Annotated in this window: 14 protein-coding genes and 2 tRNA genes; 3 read left to right on the top strand and 13 right to left on the bottom strand. The window is 70.5% G+C overall.

The window, feature by feature from the left end; all coding sequences use genetic code 11:
- From clpX to BUE45_RS12200, 5 genes are all read right to left on the bottom strand, one after another.
- Positions 1-1,246, bottom strand: a 1,246-nt coding sequence (gene clpX, locus BUE45_RS12220; protein ID WP_073378879.1) for an ATP-dependent Clp protease ATP-binding subunit ClpX, incomplete at its 3' end; no start/stop codon positions are given.
- Between the two features lie 214 nt (positions 1,247-1,460).
- Complete coding sequence (locus BUE45_RS12215) at positions 1,461-2,117, bottom strand: ATP-dependent Clp protease proteolytic subunit (RefSeq protein WP_073378877.1); 657 nt, start codon at positions 2,115-2,117, stop codon at positions 1,461-1,463.
- A 116-nt stretch (positions 2,118-2,233) separates the two neighbouring features.
- Positions 2,234-2,863 carry a ClpP family protease gene (locus BUE45_RS12210; RefSeq protein ID WP_178378513.1) on the bottom strand — a complete coding sequence of 210 codons (630 nt, stop codon included), beginning with the start codon at positions 2,861-2,863 and terminating at the stop codon, positions 2,234-2,236.
- A gap of 291 nt (positions 2,864-3,154) precedes the next feature.
- Positions 3,155-4,630: a trigger factor gene (gene tig / locus BUE45_RS12205; RefSeq protein ID WP_073378875.1), complete on the bottom strand. Its 1,476-nt coding sequence runs from the start codon at positions 4,628-4,630 to the stop codon at positions 3,155-3,157.
- Positions 4,631-4,855: 225 nt separating this feature from the next.
- Positions 4,856-4,930 (bottom strand) — tRNA-Pro (locus tag BUE45_RS12200).
- 165 nt (positions 4,931-5,095) lie between these two features.
- Here BUE45_RS12200 and BUE45_RS12195 point away from each other — a divergent pair.
- The 3 genes from BUE45_RS12195 (at position 5,096) to BUE45_RS12185 (ending at position 7,815) form a co-directional block, all read left to right on the top strand.
- A tRNA-Gly gene (locus tag BUE45_RS12195) sits at positions 5,096-5,166 on the top strand.
- Positions 5,167-5,373: 207 nt separating this feature from the next.
- Entirely contained in the window at positions 5,374-5,865 is a 492-nt protein-coding gene (locus BUE45_RS12190; protein WP_073378873.1) for an adenylyltransferase/cytidyltransferase family protein, read from the top strand.
- Between the two features lie 84 nt (positions 5,866-5,949).
- Positions 5,950-7,815 carry an ABC transporter ATP-binding protein gene (locus BUE45_RS12185; protein ID WP_073378992.1) on the top strand — a complete coding sequence of 622 codons (1,866 nt, stop codon included), beginning with the start codon at positions 5,950-5,952 and terminating at the stop codon, positions 7,813-7,815.
- Positions 7,816-7,853: 38 nt separating this feature from the next.
- On the opposite strand, the gene BUE45_RS12180 is transcribed toward BUE45_RS12185, so the two are convergent.
- The 8 genes from BUE45_RS12180 to BUE45_RS12150 all read right to left on the bottom strand — a co-directional run bounded on the left by BUE45_RS12180 (position 7,854) and on the right by BUE45_RS12150 (position 14,981).
- The gene (locus tag BUE45_RS12180) at positions 7,854-8,426 is read right to left on the bottom strand and encodes a hypothetical protein (protein WP_073378989.1); all 573 of its coding nucleotides are present in this window, start codon (positions 8,424-8,426) and stop codon (positions 7,854-7,856) included.
- A gap of 20 nt (positions 8,427-8,446) precedes the next feature.
- Positions 8,447-9,304 carry a M23 family metallopeptidase gene (locus tag BUE45_RS12175; RefSeq protein ID WP_073378871.1) on the bottom strand — a complete coding sequence of 286 codons (858 nt, stop codon included), beginning with the start codon at positions 9,302-9,304 and terminating at the stop codon, positions 8,447-8,449.
- Between the two features lie 44 nt (positions 9,305-9,348).
- Positions 9,349-9,549, bottom strand: a complete 201-nt coding sequence (locus BUE45_RS12170; protein WP_073378869.1) for an antitoxin — start codon at positions 9,547-9,549, stop codon at positions 9,349-9,351.
- Positions 9,550-9,617: 68 nt separating this feature from the next.
- On the bottom strand, positions 9,618-10,958 hold the full coding sequence (gene mgtE / locus BUE45_RS12165) for a magnesium transporter (protein WP_073378867.1): 1,341 nt from the start codon (positions 10,956-10,958) through the stop codon (positions 9,618-9,620).
- Between the two features lie 262 nt (positions 10,959-11,220).
- Positions 11,221-12,324 (bottom strand): PP2C family protein-serine/threonine phosphatase, encoded by a 1,104-nt coding sequence (locus BUE45_RS12160; protein WP_073378865.1) that lies wholly within the window; start codon positions 12,322-12,324, stop codon positions 11,221-11,223.
- Between the two features lie 404 nt (positions 12,325-12,728).
- Entirely contained in the window at positions 12,729-13,196 is a 468-nt protein-coding gene (locus tag BUE45_RS12155) for a ribose-5-phosphate isomerase (protein WP_073378864.1), read from the bottom strand.
- Positions 13,197-13,288: 92 nt separating this feature from the next.
- Entirely contained in the window at positions 13,289-13,435 is a 147-nt protein-coding gene (locus tag BUE45_RS32505; protein ID WP_178378512.1) for a hypothetical protein, read from the bottom strand.
- Positions 13,436-13,565: 130 nt separating this feature from the next.
- A complete protein-coding gene (locus BUE45_RS12150) occupies positions 13,566-14,981 on the bottom strand; it encodes an aldehyde dehydrogenase family protein (protein WP_073378862.1) in 1,416 nt (471 codons plus the stop codon).
- Positions 14,982-14,988: the final 7 nt, after the last annotated feature.

Below are 14,988 nucleotides of genomic sequence, written 5' to 3'. Positions count from 1 at the left end.
GCTCGACCTGGGTCCGCGGCACGATCGTGGGATTGACGTTGTCGATCACCGTCTCCCGCGAAATGATCACCCGACCCACATCCTCACGCGAGGGAACCTCGTACATCACCGACAACAACACCTCCTCGATGATCGCCCGCAACCCCCGGGCACCCGTCCCCCGAATGATCCCCTGCTCAGCGATCGCCTCCAGAGCATCCGGCGTGAACTCCAACCCCACACCGTCCAACTCGAACAACCGCTGATACTGCTTCACCAACGCATTGCGCGGCTCCGTCAGAATCCGGATCAACGCCTCACGATCCAGATCATGCACACTCGTGATCACCGGCAACCGACCGATGAACTCCGGAATCATCCCGAACTTCAACAGGTCCTCCGGCATCACCTCACCGAAACCGCCCCCCGCCAACTCCTCCTTCGACCGCAACACCGCGTTGAACCCCATCCCCTGCCGCCCCGTACGCGACTCGATGATCTTGTCCAACCCCGCGAAAGCCCCACCACAGATGAACAACACATTCGTCGTATCGATCTGAATGAACTCCTGGTGCGGATGCTTGCGCCCACCCTGGGGAGGCACACTCGCCGTCGTCCCCTCCAAGATCTTCAACAACGCCTGCTGCACCCCCTCACCCGACACATCACGCGTGATCGAGGGATTCTCACTCTTACGAGCGACCTTGTCCACCTCGTCGATGTAGATGATCCCCGTCTCGGCCTTCTTCACGTCGTAATCGGCCGCCTGGATCAACTTCAACAGGATGTTCTCCACATCCTCACCGACATACCCCGCCTCCGTCAGCGCCGTCGCGTCCGCGATCGCGAAAGGCACGTTCAGAATCCGCGCCAGCGTCTGCGCCAACAACGTCTTGCCCGACCCCGTCGGACCCAACAGCAGGATGTTCGACTTCGCGATCTCCACATCCTCACCACCCGGGCGCTCCCCCTCCGAGCGCACCCGCTTGTAGTGGTTGTAGACCGCCACCGACAACGCCTTCTTCGCCTGGTCCTGACCGATCACATACGAATCCAGGAACTCGAAGATCTCCCGCGGCTTGGGCAACGCATCCCAGGAGAGCTCGGTGGAGTCGGCGAGCTCCTCCTCGATGATCTCGTTGCAGAGGTCGATGCACTCATCGCAGATGTACACGCCGGGGCCGGCGATGAGCTTCTTCACCTGCTTCTGGCTCTTGCCGCAGAACGAGCACTTCAGCAGGTCCCCGCCGTCGCCGATGCGTGCCACCCAGCCACTCCTCGAAACTAAGGCCGCCGATGCCGCGTGCTCTCGCGGTGCGGGGTACCGATACCCCGCACCCGGCCGCGCACGGACGGGCGATCCGTGTGTCGCTCTTTCGCCAGACTAAGCGAAAAACCGGACCGGCTTCACCACCGGGCCCTTCCGGGCGGGTTGGCGGCCGGTCCGGTCGACGCTTTCTCTCGACCTGTGCCCGCAGGGTCTACTTGTTCAGCGAGGCCTTGCGGTACGGGAGCACGAAGTCGATGATGCCGTACTCCTTGGCCTCCTCGGCCGTGAGGATCTTGTCGCGCTCGATGTCCTTGGACACCTGCTCGGGCGTGCGGCCCGTGTGCCGCGCCAGGGTGGTCTCCAGCTGGGTGCGGATCCGGGTGATCTCGTTGGCCTGGATCTCGATGTCGCTGGCCTGACCGTGCATGCCCTCGGTGGCGGGCTGGTGGATCAGGATGCGGGCGTTGGGCAGCGCGCCGCGCTTGCCCGCGGTCCCGCCGGCGAGCAGGATCGCGGCGGCGGAGGCGGCCTGGCCGATGCACACCGTCTGGATGTCCGGGCGGACGAACTGCATGGTGTCGTAGATCGCCATGAGCGAGGTGAACGATCCGCCGGGCGAGTTGATGTACATCTGGATGTCGCGCTCGGAGTCCAGCTGCTCCAGCGTGATGAGCTGCGCCATCAGGTCGTTGGCGGACGTGTCGTCGATCTGCACACCGACGAAGATGATCCGCTCCTCGAAGAGCTTGTTGTACGGATTCATCTCCTTGACGCCGTAGGACGTCCGCTCCACGTAGGACGGCAGAACGTAGCGGCCCTGGGGAGACATCGGGGCCGTGCCGCCGATAAAGGGGTTGAACTCGGTCATTTCACGCCTTCCACGCTTCCACGCACTGCACCCTTCCCGGGACCGCCGGGTCGGGCTGGGTCACTGTGCCGGCCCCGGGTCCGTTCGGGGTCCCGGCGGTTCCGGTCGGAGACCACTTACTGGCTGCGCTCACTGGTCACGTCGAGCGTGCCCTCCAGGACCTCGTCGATGAAGCCGTAGTCCTTGGCCTCCTGCGCGGTGAACCAGCGGTCGCGGTCGGCGTCCTTCTCGATCTGCTCGACCGTCTGCCCGGTGTGCTCGGAGATCTTCTCGATGAACATCTTCTTCACGTAGAGCAGCTGGTCCGCGAGGATGCGGATGTCGGAGGCGGTGCCCCCGATGCCGCCGGACGGCTGGTGCATCATCACCCGGGTGTGCGGAAGCGCGTAGCGCTTGCCGGGGGCCCCGGCGCACAGGAGCATCTGGCCCATCGAGGCGGCCATGCCGATGCCCACGGTGCGGACGTCGTTGGGGATGTACTGCATCACGTCGTAGATCGCCATGCCCGCGGTCACTGAACCGCCGGGCGAGTTGATGTACATCGTGATGTCCCGCTGGCGGTCCTCTGCGGACAGCAGCAGGAGCTCGCCCACCAGACGGTTGGCGATCTCGTCGTCGACCTGCTGGCCGAGGAAAACGATTCGCTGGCGCAACAGGCGCTGAGGCGTCTGCTCAAGAAAAGGGGAAAACTGCGACTCGGACGTACGAGCGTCGAATCGCGAGGACTCATCAAAGATCGGCGGCACTCTCGTCACCTGCTCCGGAATCGAAACGGTTGCGATACAGCGACACTAACGCCGACCGACACCGGGGTCGCACGGATACGGCGCCTGTTCGCTTTGAGCGCAGGGTGACGCAAGCCCGGCGGGCCCTGTTCTCCCGAAGGCGAACAAGAAGGTGTCCGGGAGCGGGAATAACAGGGCTTGCGGTGCCGCCGGGGACGCCCCGGACGCGGGCGGGCACCACCGGGAAAGGCGACGGGCCCCGCCCGACCGCGAGGGGTCGTGCGGGGCCCGCGAACGCTCGGGGCGGGGAGCCTACTTGGCCTCGTCCTTGGCCTCGTCGGCCTTGGTGTCGGCCTTGGTGTCCTCGTCCTTCGCCTCGTCGGCGGGGACCTCGACGGCCTCCTCGGCGGACTCCGTCTCCTCCAGGACCTCCAGGGTCTCGACGGCGGCCTCGGCGGCGGCCTTGGCCGCCTTCTCCTCGTCGGTCTCCTGCTCGATGACGTTGCCGTCCTCGTCGGTGACCTTCGCGGAGGCGAGCACCAGGTCCATGGCCTTGCCGCGGACGACCTCGGTGAAGGCCACGCGGATCTGGTTGGACTGCACCAGGTGCTGGGCCAGCTGGTCCGGGCTGACGCCCATGCGCTGGGCCTGCTCGAACACGTACTGGCTGAGCTCGCCCTGGTCGGCGCTCAGGTCCTCCTGGATGGCCAGCTGGTCGAGGATGAACCCGGCCTTGACCGCGGAGCGGGCACCGGTGGTGAGCTCCTCCTCGAACTCCTCCTCGGTCTTCTCCTGCGACTCCAGGTAGGCCTCCTTGGTGAGGCCGCTCTGGGCGAGCTGCTGCTCCAGGCTCTCGCGGCGGCGCTGGATCTCCTCGTCGACGACCGCGTCGGGCAGCGGCAGCTCGATCGACTCGATCAGCTTCTCCAGGGCCTTGTCACGGGCGGAGGACAGCTGCTGGATGCGGCGCACCTCGGCCATGCGCTTGCGCACGTCCTCGCGCAGCTCGCCGATGGTGTCGAACTCGCTGGCCAGCTGGGCGAACTCGTCGTCCAGCTCGGGCAGCTCCTTCACCTTGACGCTGTGGACGGTGACGGAGACCTCCGCCTCCCGGCCCTCGTGCTCGCCGCCCACCAGAGTGGTGGTGAAGGTGGCCTCACCCTCGGCCTCCATGCCGCGCAGGGTCTCGTCGAGGCCCTCCAGCATGGTGTTGGTGCCGACCTCGTAGGAGTAGCCGCTGACCGCGACGTCCTCCAGCTTCTCGCCGTCGACGGCGGCGGACAGGTCGATGGAGACGTGGTCGCCGTCCTCGACCGGGCGCTCGGCGCCGACCAGGGTCGAGAAGCGCTCGCGCAGGAGGCCGAGCTGCTCGTCGATCTGCTCCTCGGTGACCTCGGAGCCGTCGACGGTCACCTCGATCCCCTTGTAGTCGGAGACCTCGAACTTGGGCCGGATGTCGACCTCGGCCGTGAAGGCGAGCTCGCTGTTGTCCTCCAGCTTGGTGACCTCCACGTCGGGCTGGCCGAGCGCGAAGATCTCCTCCTTCTGGATGGCCTCGTTGTAGAGCTCGGGAACGGCGTGGTTGACCGCTTCGCTGATCACAGCGCCGCGACCGACGTAGCGGTCGATCAGTCGCGCCGGCGCCTTGCCCGGGCGGAAGCCCTTGATCCGAACCTGCTTCGCGAGCGACTTGTAGGTCACGTCGAAAGCGTGATCGAGCTCCTCGAAGGGCACCTCGATGGTCAGCTTGACCCGGGTGGGGCTCAGCTCCTCGACAACGGTCTTCACGGGGCGGTACTCCTAGGTTTGCCGGCTGGTGTCCGCGTCGGCCCGCAGGCGCACCACACAACGGCGAATGCACGCGCGCACCCCCGCCCGATCTGACGATCTCCGGCGTCGGGGTGCCCTGCGACGGGCTGGGACTTACAGTTTCCTGCTGATCGCACCAAGTCTAGGGCAGATGCACAGGGGGCCACCGCGCACGGCCTGAAGCCGCCGTCGCGGTTGGTTTCGTCGGGGTGGCGGGATTCGAACCCGCGGCCTCATGCTCCCAAAGCATGCGCGCTAACCAAGCTGCGCCACACCCCGTGCGCCGTCCCCCGGTCGCCGTGTCCGGCTCGCGGTTCTCGACACGGCCGAACACGCCGCCCGCACGTTCACGCGAAAGGAGTGTGCGACCAACGCTGCGGAGACTGTACTCTTGTCTCCGTCGGCTCAACGAGTCTAGAGGAAACTCGAAGGCTCCGACGCCACGCGGGCGTAGTTCAATGGTAGAACCCCAGCCTTCCAAGCTGGTCATGCGAGTTCGATTCTCGTCGCCCGCTCTCCACGGGGCGGGGGCCGGTGCGCGAGCACCGGCCCCCGCCTTTTGCGCGCCGCCGCAAGCCCCGGGGCGACGGCCCCCCGGTCGGGGCCGAACGGCGTTCGGCCCCGACCGCGGAATACCCCGCACGAGCGGGTACGTTGACCATGCGGGCGGGGTCGCCGACGAAGGCCGGGCACGGGCACCCCTGTGAGAATCGGGTGACTGGATGACGGACGCGGACACGGGTACGGCGCTGAGCGCGCGCTGGTTCGAACGGCCGGACGGGCTGGAGCGGCCCGCCGTCGTCACCGGGGTCTTCGACGTCCTGCACGTCGGCCACATCCGCTTCCTCCAGGCGATCGCCGACCGGGGCCTGCCCCTGGTCGTGGGCATCGAGTGCGACGAGCGCGTCCGCGCGTGGAAGGGCCCCGGCCGCCCGGTCAACCCCGCCGAGGAGCGCGCCGAGACCATCGCCGCCCTGCGCTCGGTGACCGGCGCCTTCGTCATCGACGGACCGCCCGCGGTCGCCGACTGGTCCGCCTACGCCGAGGTGCTGCGCCCCCTGGCCCCGGCCGCCCTGGCCTTCACCGCCGGGGACCGCTACACCCGGGCCAAGGTCCAGGGCGCCGAGGCGCTGGACGCCCTGGCCTGGGAGCTGCCCTTCACCCCCGGGCGCTCCACCACCGCCGCGCTGGGCCGCCTGGCCCACGCCCTCTGAGCACACCCGGCAGGGGCTTGCGGGAAGCGGGACGCGCGGGCGGTTGTTGATCCACGCGTAACGCGAATCGAGGCCCGTATGACCATGATGTCCGGTCGGCCCTCTTACAGGGCCCTGGTCAACGACGGGAGCGCCAGCGGGCAGGACCTGCCCGCGGGCATCACCCGCCGCATCATCTCCTACGCCCGCCCACACTGGCGGGCGATTCTCCTGTTCCTTCTCGTGACGTCGGTGAGCGCCGCCATCGTGGTGGCCAACCCGCTGTTGCTCAAGGCCGTCATCGACCGGGGCATCATCCCCGGGGACACCTCGCTGGTGGTCGGCCTGGCCGTCGCGGCCGGGGTCCTGGCCCTGCTGGAGGGCGTGCTCGCGCTCACCGGCCGGTGGCTTTCCTCCCGCATCGGCGAGGGCGTCATCTACGCACTGCGCACACAGGTCCACACCCACGTGCAGAAGATGCCGCTGGCGTTCTTCACCCGCACCCAGACCGGCTCGCTCATCAGCCGGCTGAACACCGACGTGGTCGGCGCCCAGCGCGCGATCACCTCGGTCCTGCAGTCGGTGGTGTCCAACCTGATCAGCGCCACCGCCGTGATCATCACCATGCTGGCGCTGTCCTGGCAGGTCACCCTGCTGGCGCTGGCGCTGGTCCCGCTCTTCCTCGTCCCCGCCAAGCTGATCGGCCGACGCCTGGCGCACATCTCGCGCGACGCGATGGACACCAACGCCGACATGAGCTCCCTGATGACGGAGCGGTTCAACGTCGGCGGGGCCATGCTGGTCAAGCTGTACGGGCGCCCCGAGGACGAGTCGGCCGGGTTCGCCCGCCGGGCCGGGCGGGTGCGCGACCTGGGCGTGCGCCAGGCGGTGTACGGCGGCCTGCTCTTCACCATGCTGGGCACGGTGACCGCGCTGGCCACCGCGATGGTCTACGGCGTCGGGGGCGTGCTGGCCGCGGGCGGCGCCTTCGAGGTCGGCACCCTGGTGGCGCTGACCACCCTGATGGTGCGCCTGTACGGACCGGTGACGAGCCTGTCCAACGTGCACGTGGAGATCATGACCGCGCTGGTCTCCTTCGACCGGGTCTTCGAGATCCTGGACCTGGAGCCGGCGATCAAGGAGTCCCCGGACGCCCGCCCCGTCCCGTCGGGTCCGGTGGGGGTGGAGTTCGACAACGTGTCGTTCCGCTACCCCGGCGCCGAGGAGACGTCGGTGGCGTCGCTGGAGCTGAGCCCGCGGGGGCGTTCCGGCACCGACGACACCCAGGTGCTGAGCGGGGTGTCCCTGCGGGCGGAGCCCGGGACGATGGTGGCCCTGGTGGGCCCCTCCGGCGCGGGCAAGACGACGCTGACGCACCTGGTGTCGCGGCTGTACGACCCGACCGAGGGCGCGGTGCGCATCGGCGGGCTGGACCTGCGCGAGGCGACCGCGGAGTCGCTGCGCGAGGCGGTGGGCGTGGTCACCCAGGACGCCCAGCTGTTCCACGACACGGTGGGCGCGAACCTGCGCTACGCCAAGCCCGGCGCCACCGAGGAGGAGATGGCGGCGGCGCTGCGGATGGCGCGGCTGGGCCCGCTGCTGGAACAGCTGCCCGACGGGTTGGAGACCATGGTGGGCGACCGCGGCTACCGGCTGTCGGGCGGCGAGAAGCAGCGCCTGGCGATCGCCCGGCTGCTGCTGCGCTCGCCCTCGGTGGTGGTGCTGGACGAGGCCACCGCGCACCTGGACTCGGAGTCCGAGGCGGCGGTGCAGGAGGCCCTGGCCGAGGTCCTGGCCGGGCGCACGTCGTTGGTGATCGCGCACCGGCTCGCGACGGTGCGCGAGGCCGACCAGATCCTGGTGCTGGAGGACGGGCGGATCCTGGAGCGGGGCACGCACGAGGAGCTGCTGGGCCGGGGCGGGCTGTACACGGCCCTGTACCGGACGCAGTTCGCGCCGCAGGACCACTGAGGTCCGGGGGCCGCCGGGGCCCGGGGGCGGGTGCCGCGCTACTTCTTCTCGCGGTCCCCGCCCTTCTTCCCGCCCCTGTCCTTCTTCTTGCGGCGCTTCTTCCCGTCGTCCCGGGCCGTGGGGCGGGAGGCCTTCCCGTCCCCGCCCCCCTTCTCCTTGCGGCGCTTCTTCTCGGCCTTCTCGGCCTTTTTGGCCTTCTCGGCCTTCTTCGACTTCTCGCGCCGCTTGCGCTTCTTGGGCTTCTTGGCATCCTTGGAGGTGACGTGGCCGGCCAGTACCGCGGGTACCGGGGCCAGCCCCGGGCCGCCGTCGAAGATCCAGTCGTCGAGGGCGTCGAGCAGCGCGTCCTCGGTCATCTTTCCCAGCCACACGGGCCGGCCCCCGGCGGCGTGGCCCGCCTGGGAGGGCTGCACGACCACGACGTCGGCCTGGAAGCAGATGCCCAGGCACTTGCTGGTGCGGACCGGCACGGTGCGCCCGGCGTGGTCGTCGATGGCGGAGAGGCGGGCGAGCTGGGCCCTGTGGTCGACGCCCGGGACCTTCTTGCGGGTACCGCAGCAGCAGCCGCGGCAGACCGTGAGCCGGCAGGGCCGCCCGTCGATCTCGCCCACCGTGCCCCCTCGCTCCAACGTTAGGTTCCCCTTACCTGGTCGGCCTCAGGGTAACCCGTCCCGGAAGCACCCTGACCAGTGGGGACGTCGAACGGCCGCCAGGTCTCGGGAAGCCCGTCGGCCGAGCCCCCGTCCCACCCGGCCTCCCACAGGAAGGGCAGGCCCGCGGCGGTCAGCGGTCCGGGCCGGTCCATGAGCTGCATCCGCAGCTGCGGTTCGGTGCACGCCCCCGAGTTGCCGCACCGGGCCACCGGCCGCCCGGCCTCCACCCGGTCCCCCGGGCGGACCGTGGCCGACCCGCGCCGGAGGTGGCCCAGCAGCACGTACGCGCCGCCGATGTCGATGACGACGTGGTTGCCCAGCAGCCCGGACGGGCCGCGCAGCTCGCGCAGGGTGTTCTCCAGGACCGAGCCCAGCAGCCACGGCCAGGAGTTGCGGCTGCGGTGGTCGCGGCTCCGGTCGCGGACGGCCACGACGGTCCCGTCGGCGGGCGCGTACACCGGCGCCCCGAACGCGGGGAAGTCCTCCGGCGGACGGCTCAGCGGCCGCCACCCGATGTCGGGCCGGGTCCCGTCCTCGGCGACCAGGCCCAGCGCGTGGGTCTGCCCGTAGGCGTGGCTCCCCTGGCTGGGGACCGCGTCCACCGGGCTGGTCAGCGCCATCCACCTCCCCCGCACCGGGGGGCGCAGCACCCGCGGGGCGCAGCGGACGGTGCCCAGCCGCAGGTACACCGCGAGCGCGACGGCGAACAGGGACCATCCCGCCCACCAGGACAGGCCGGCGTACCCGGCGAGCAGGGCCGCGCCCGCGGCCCACATGAGGGGGACGCGGATCCGGGCGAGCAGGACCTGGGAACGGGAGGGGGCGAGATCGGGCATCTCCATATTGTGGACGCCCGGTCCCGCCCCCTCGAACCGCGGGCCTACCGCTCCTTGTTCTGCTGTGCTCGTTTGCGCAGGTAGTCGGTGGCGGCTCCGGCCCCCTTGTCGATCTTGTCGTCGTGGGTGCCGCCGGTCGCCTTCTTCGCGGCGTCCGCGGCCTTTCCGATCAGCCCGTCCGCCTTGTCGGCGTGGTCGTCGACGGCCTTCTTCAACTTGTTGAACGCGTCTCCGGCACCGGACATGGAATCCCCCCTCAGATCCGTCCTGCACCCAAGGCGATACCCGGTGTGGCCCGGGTTATGCCGACGGGTCATATGTGCAGGATGAGGCGGGCGACCGAGAAGTAGATGATGAGCCCCGTCGCGTCGACCAGGGTCGCCACCATCGGGGAGGAGACCACCGCCGGGTCCACGCCCACCTTGCGGGCCAGCAGCGGCATCGACGAACCGATGATCGCCGCCCAGGTGCAGATGGCGATGACCGAGACGGCCACCACCACGGCCACCTGGAACCCCACCAGCAGGGCGCCGATGGCCAGCGCCAGTCCGGCCAGCATCAGGCCGAGCAGCAGCCCGACCCGCGCCTCCTTCCAGATGACCCGGGGGAGGTCGCGCACGCGCACCTCGCCGACGGCCAGGGCGCGCACGATCGCGGTGGCGGACTGGGCGCCGACGTTGCCGCCGGTGCCGATGAGCATCGGCACGAACACCGCGAGCGCCGTGACCTCCTCCAGGGTGGTCTCGTACACCTGCATGACGTTGACGGTGAGAGTGGCGGCGACGATGAGGAGCATCAGCCACACCGAGCGGGCGCCGACCAGGCGCAGCACGCCGACGCTCACGTAGTGGTCGCCGACGGGGCTGGCACCGGACTGGCGGGCCATGTCCTCGGAGTCCGCGGCCTCGATGAGCTCCAGGGCGTCGTCGAAGGTCAGCAGGCCCACGAAGCGGTCCTCGGAGTCCACCACCGGCAGGGAGACCAGGTTGGCCTCCTGCATCAGGCGGGCGGCGTCCTCGGCCTGGTGGGTGGCGCGCACCCGCGGGGCGAGCACGTCCACCACGTCCTTGAGCAGTCGGGCGTCGTTGACGACCAGGTCGCCCAGGGTGACGGTGCCGACCAGGCGGCGGCCGTCGGTGACCACCGGCAGGGTGTAGATGGTCTCGGCGTCGGCCCCCTTGGCGCGGACGATCTCCAGGGCGCGGCCCACCGTGAGGTCGCGGTGCAGGACGACCGTTTCGGGCGTCATGTACCGGCCGACGGAGTCCTCCGGGTAGCCCAGCAGGGCCGCCGTCATCCGGCGCTCGGCGGGGCTGAGCCCGGCCAGGGCGCGGGTGGCGATCTTGGCCGGGGCCTCCCCGATGAGGCGGGCCCGGTCGTCGGGGTCCATCTCTTCGAGGATCTCGTGGAAGGCCGTGTCGCGCAGGCCCAGGAGGATGGCCTGCTGCTGGCCGGGGTCGAGTTCCTCGAAGACCTCCAGCTCGCGGTCCTTGTCCAGCAGGCGGAAGGGGATGATCGCCTGGCTGCCCGCCATGCGGGAGAGTTCGTCGGCGATCTCGTAGGGCCTGTGTTCGGCCAACCAGAGCCGGATACCCGTCAGGTCGTTGTTCTCGACCAGTTCCGTGAGTTCTTCAGCGCGCTCGCCTTCTGACATGCGAAGCACCCCCTCGCGTTCTCCTCCGCCCGCAGGGCACGGCCAGCGGGCGACACCGGTTGCGGATGACGGCTCCGGGTCCCGTCGTCACTGGTGTGGTGGACCGCGCGGAGTCGGCGCCGGGGGCGGGAGGGCGCGCACGGGTGTCCGGGGACGTGTACGGGGGCGGTCGCCGTACGCGGGACGGGGAGCACCCCGAACCCTACCCGTCCGCGGGCCGCGCGCGGGTCCGCCGCCCCGTACCGGGGGTGTCGCGTGCGGCTCAGTCGCGCCAGAGGACGACCAGGGCGCAGTCGTCGTTCTTGTCCGCGCTGAGGAGGTCGACCATCTTCTCCGCCCCGGTGGAGAAACCCCTGGTGACCAGGGTCTCGGCTGCGCCGAGCAGTCGGTCGATGCCGGCGTCGAGGTCTTCGCCCGGGGTTTCGATGAGGCCGTCGGTGTACAGCATGATGGCGTCGCCGGGCCGCAGGCGGCCGCGGACCGAGGTGTAGGTCATCTCCGGGATGACCCCCAGGACCACGCCCTTGGCCTCGGTGGCGGCCCAGGAGCCGGCGCCCGCGTCGTAGTGCACCGCGGGCGGGTGGCCCGCGGAGGCGATGCTGTAGTCGCCGGTGGACAGGTCCACGCTCAGGTGCACGGCGGTGACGAACCCCTCACCGCCGCCGGTGCGCATGAGGTAGTCGTTGCAGTGGGAGAGGAAGTCCTTGGTGGGCACCGCGCCGATGAGGCCGCTGAAGGCGCCCGAGAGCAGCAGGGCGCGGGTCCCGGCGTCGACGCCCTTGCCGGAGACGTCGACCACGGCGATGTCCAGGCGGTCGCCGTCTCGGTCGGAGACGACGAAGTCGCCGCCGAAGGAGGAGCCCCCGGCCTGGCGCAGGACCGCGGTGCGGCCCCAGCCCGCGGGCGCCTCGGGCAGGCGGCCCTGCTGGCGGAGGCGGTCGCGCAGGTCCAGGAGCATCATCTCGCCGCTGAGGCCCTGCACTCCCAGGCGCTCGCGCACGCCCGACAGCAGGTAGGACAGCACGGCGGTGACGCCGATGGTGACCAGCAGCCCGGGGCCGACCTGTCCGAAGTCGAGCATGTAGGCGACGAAGACCAGGACGGCGGCGACCACGGCCAGCAGGAACGCCAGGCTCTTGCGCTTGAGCAGCAGGCCGCCGGCCAGGACGGTGAGGATGGTGGAGCTGGGCGGGAACCAGCCGGAGGGGCCCCAGACGGCGCCGACGCCGACGCCGACGGCCAGGGCGACCAGGGTGATGAGGACGAGCCGGTAGCGGAAGAGCACCTTGCGCCGGAGGACCGCGACGATCCGCTGCGCGGTGGTGCGCAGCAGTCGGGTGGCCTTGGCGTTCGGTGTGGGCTTCATGGATCCTCTTGCGGGCGCGCCCGTCCGCGGGGGTTCGGTGTCGGTCGGCTCGGTGACCCGGGCCGTGACCGTGGAGGTACGGCCGGACCCCGACGCCGTCCCCGGCTCGGGACGCGCGACGGGTGGAGGGCGGTGATGGGGGCCCGCCCGGGGTCGTGGCGGCGGGCCGTGGGCACCGCCGGGCGGCGGCCGGGACGGAACCGGGCCGCTGAGGACGAACTGTAGCGCGGGGGGTGTCCGAGTTGCACGTGCATCGATCGGTGTTCTCCCCCATAATCGAGGGTTTGGGCTCAGCCCAAACCCGCCCCTGCCGCCGCGCGCACGTGCGCCGGCGCCCCGGGCGCGGGGCGCCGGGGGCCCGGCGGGGAGGGGTCACGGGCCCGGACGGGCCCGTGGAAGGGATGTCAGGGCAGCGGCGGCAGCTCCCCGGTCGCCTCGTAGGCGCTCAGCATGGCGATGCGGCGGGTGTGCCGCTCCTCGTCGCTGTAGGGGGTGGAGAGGAAGACCTCGACGAAGCGGGTCGCCTCCTCCGGGGTGTGCATCCGGGCGCCGATGCCGAGCACGTTGGCGTCGTTGTGCTGGCGCGCGAGCCGGGCGGTCTCCTCGCTCCAGGCCAGGGCGGCGCGGACGCCGGCGACCTTGTTGGCGGCGATCTGCTCGCCGTTGCCGGAGCCGCCGATCACGACGCCCAGCGCACCGGGCTCGGAGGCGACGCCCTCGGCGGCCCGCAGGACGAAGGGCGGGTAGTCGTCGACCGCGTCGTAGGCGAGGGGGCCGGCGTCCACGACCTCGTGGCCCCGCTCCTTCAGCCAGGAGACGAGGTGCTCTTTGAGTTCGTAGCCCGCATGATCTGATCCAAGGTAAACACGCACGCGGACAGTCTTGCAGGTCGGCGCGGCCGGGGAGCACGGAACCCCGCCCGTCGAGGGGACGGGCGGGGTTCCGGCTGCTGGTGGACCGAGGGTCAGGCGGCGCCGGCGGCGGCCGCGACGCTCAGACCGAGGACGGCGAAGAGGGCCATGGAGGCGATCGCGACGATGTTGCTGATCACGATCATCTTGATGTCCTTGCCGAGAGGTCCGGCCTTGGAGACCGCGGGCTTGTTGCTCAACTCACACCTCGATTGGGTTCGACCAGGGGATGACCAGTCGGAATTTTTCCACACCCCACAACGCGATTCTCACCGGGGCCGATTCCTGGTATGAGCCGTTCCGCGCCGTGAGACGTGACACATCCTTGAATCACATCTGTACGGCCTTGACCTCGCAGAACTCCTCCAGGCCGGGGAGCCCCCACTCACGCCCGTTGCCGGAGCGCTTGTAACCGCCGAAGGGCGCGCGCGGGTTGAGCGCGCCGCCGTTGAGCTCTACCTGGCCGGCCCGCAGGCGGCGGGCCACCGCCAGGCCGCCCTCGGCGTCGGCCGACCACACCGCGGCGCTGAGCCCGTAGACGGTGTCGTTGGCGAGGGCGACGGCCTCGTCCTCGGTGTCGTAGGGGATGAGGGCCAGGACCGGGCCGAAGATCTCCTCCTGGGCGATGCGCATGTCGTTGCGGACGTCGGCGAAGACCGTGGGCCGCACGTGGTAGCCGGGGCCCTCGACCGGTTCGGGGCCGCCGGCGACCAGGCGGGCGCCCTCCCGGACCCCGAGTTCGATGTAGGCACGGACCTTGTCCAGCTGGGCGGCGGAGACCAGCGGGCCCAGCCGGGTCGACTCGTCCTTCGGGTCGCCGGGCACGTACTTGGCGGCGGCCTGCGCGGCGAGGGCGACCGCCTCCTCGTACACGTCGCGGTGGACCAGCATGCGGGTGAGGGCGTTGCAGCTCTGCCCGGTGTTGCGCATGACGTCGGCGACGCCGCGCTTGACGGCCGCGGTGAGGTCGGCGCCGGGCAGGATCACGTTGGGCGACTTTCCGCCGAGCTCCAGGGCGACCCGCTTGACGGTCTCGGCGGCCACCTGGGAGACCCTGACCCCCGCCCGGGTGGAACCGGTGAAGGAGACCATGTCGACGCGCGGATGGGCGGCGACGGCCTCGCCGACGACCGGGCCGGTGCCCGAGACCAGGTTGAACACGCCCGCGGGCAGGCCCGCGTCGTGGAACACCTCGGCCAGGGCGTAGGCGCTGAGCGGGGCGACCTCGCTGGGCTTGAGGACGACGGTATTGCCCGCCAGCAGCGCCGGGACCACCTTGAGCACGATCTGGTGCAGCGGGTAGTTCCAGGGCGTGATGGCGCCGACCACGCCGACGGGCTCGCGGACGATGAGGGAGTTGCCCAGCCTCTCGCCCTCGAAGTACCGCTCGCCGCTCTCCTCGACCAGGTCGATGTAGGTCCGGAACATGAGGGCGGGCAGGCCCGCCTGCACGGAGCGGGAGAACTTGACCGGCGCGCCCATGTCCCGGGTCAGCACGGCGGCGATGGGGTCGATGCGCTCGTTGAAGAGCTCCAGTGCCCGGGCCAGGTGGGTGACCCTGCGGCCGGGGGCCAGCGCCGACCAGGCCGGGAAGGCGGCCGCGGCGGCCGCCACCGCGGCGTCGACGTCCTCGGGGTCCCCGGCCGGAACACCGTCGATGACCTGCTCGGTCGCCGGGTCGATCACGTCCAGGGCCTCGTCGGAGGCGGACTCGCGCCAGGCGCCGTCGATGTAGAGGGATCGCATGCCCCCA

Origin of the sequence: Nocardiopsis flavescens, assembly GCF_900141985.1 — a bacterium.
Taxonomy (GTDB): domain Bacteria; phylum Actinomycetota; class Actinomycetes; order Streptosporangiales; family Streptosporangiaceae; genus Nocardiopsis; species Nocardiopsis flavescens.
Note: the sequence above shows the minus strand (reverse complement) of the source record. Positions and strands in the feature narration are given on the sequence as shown.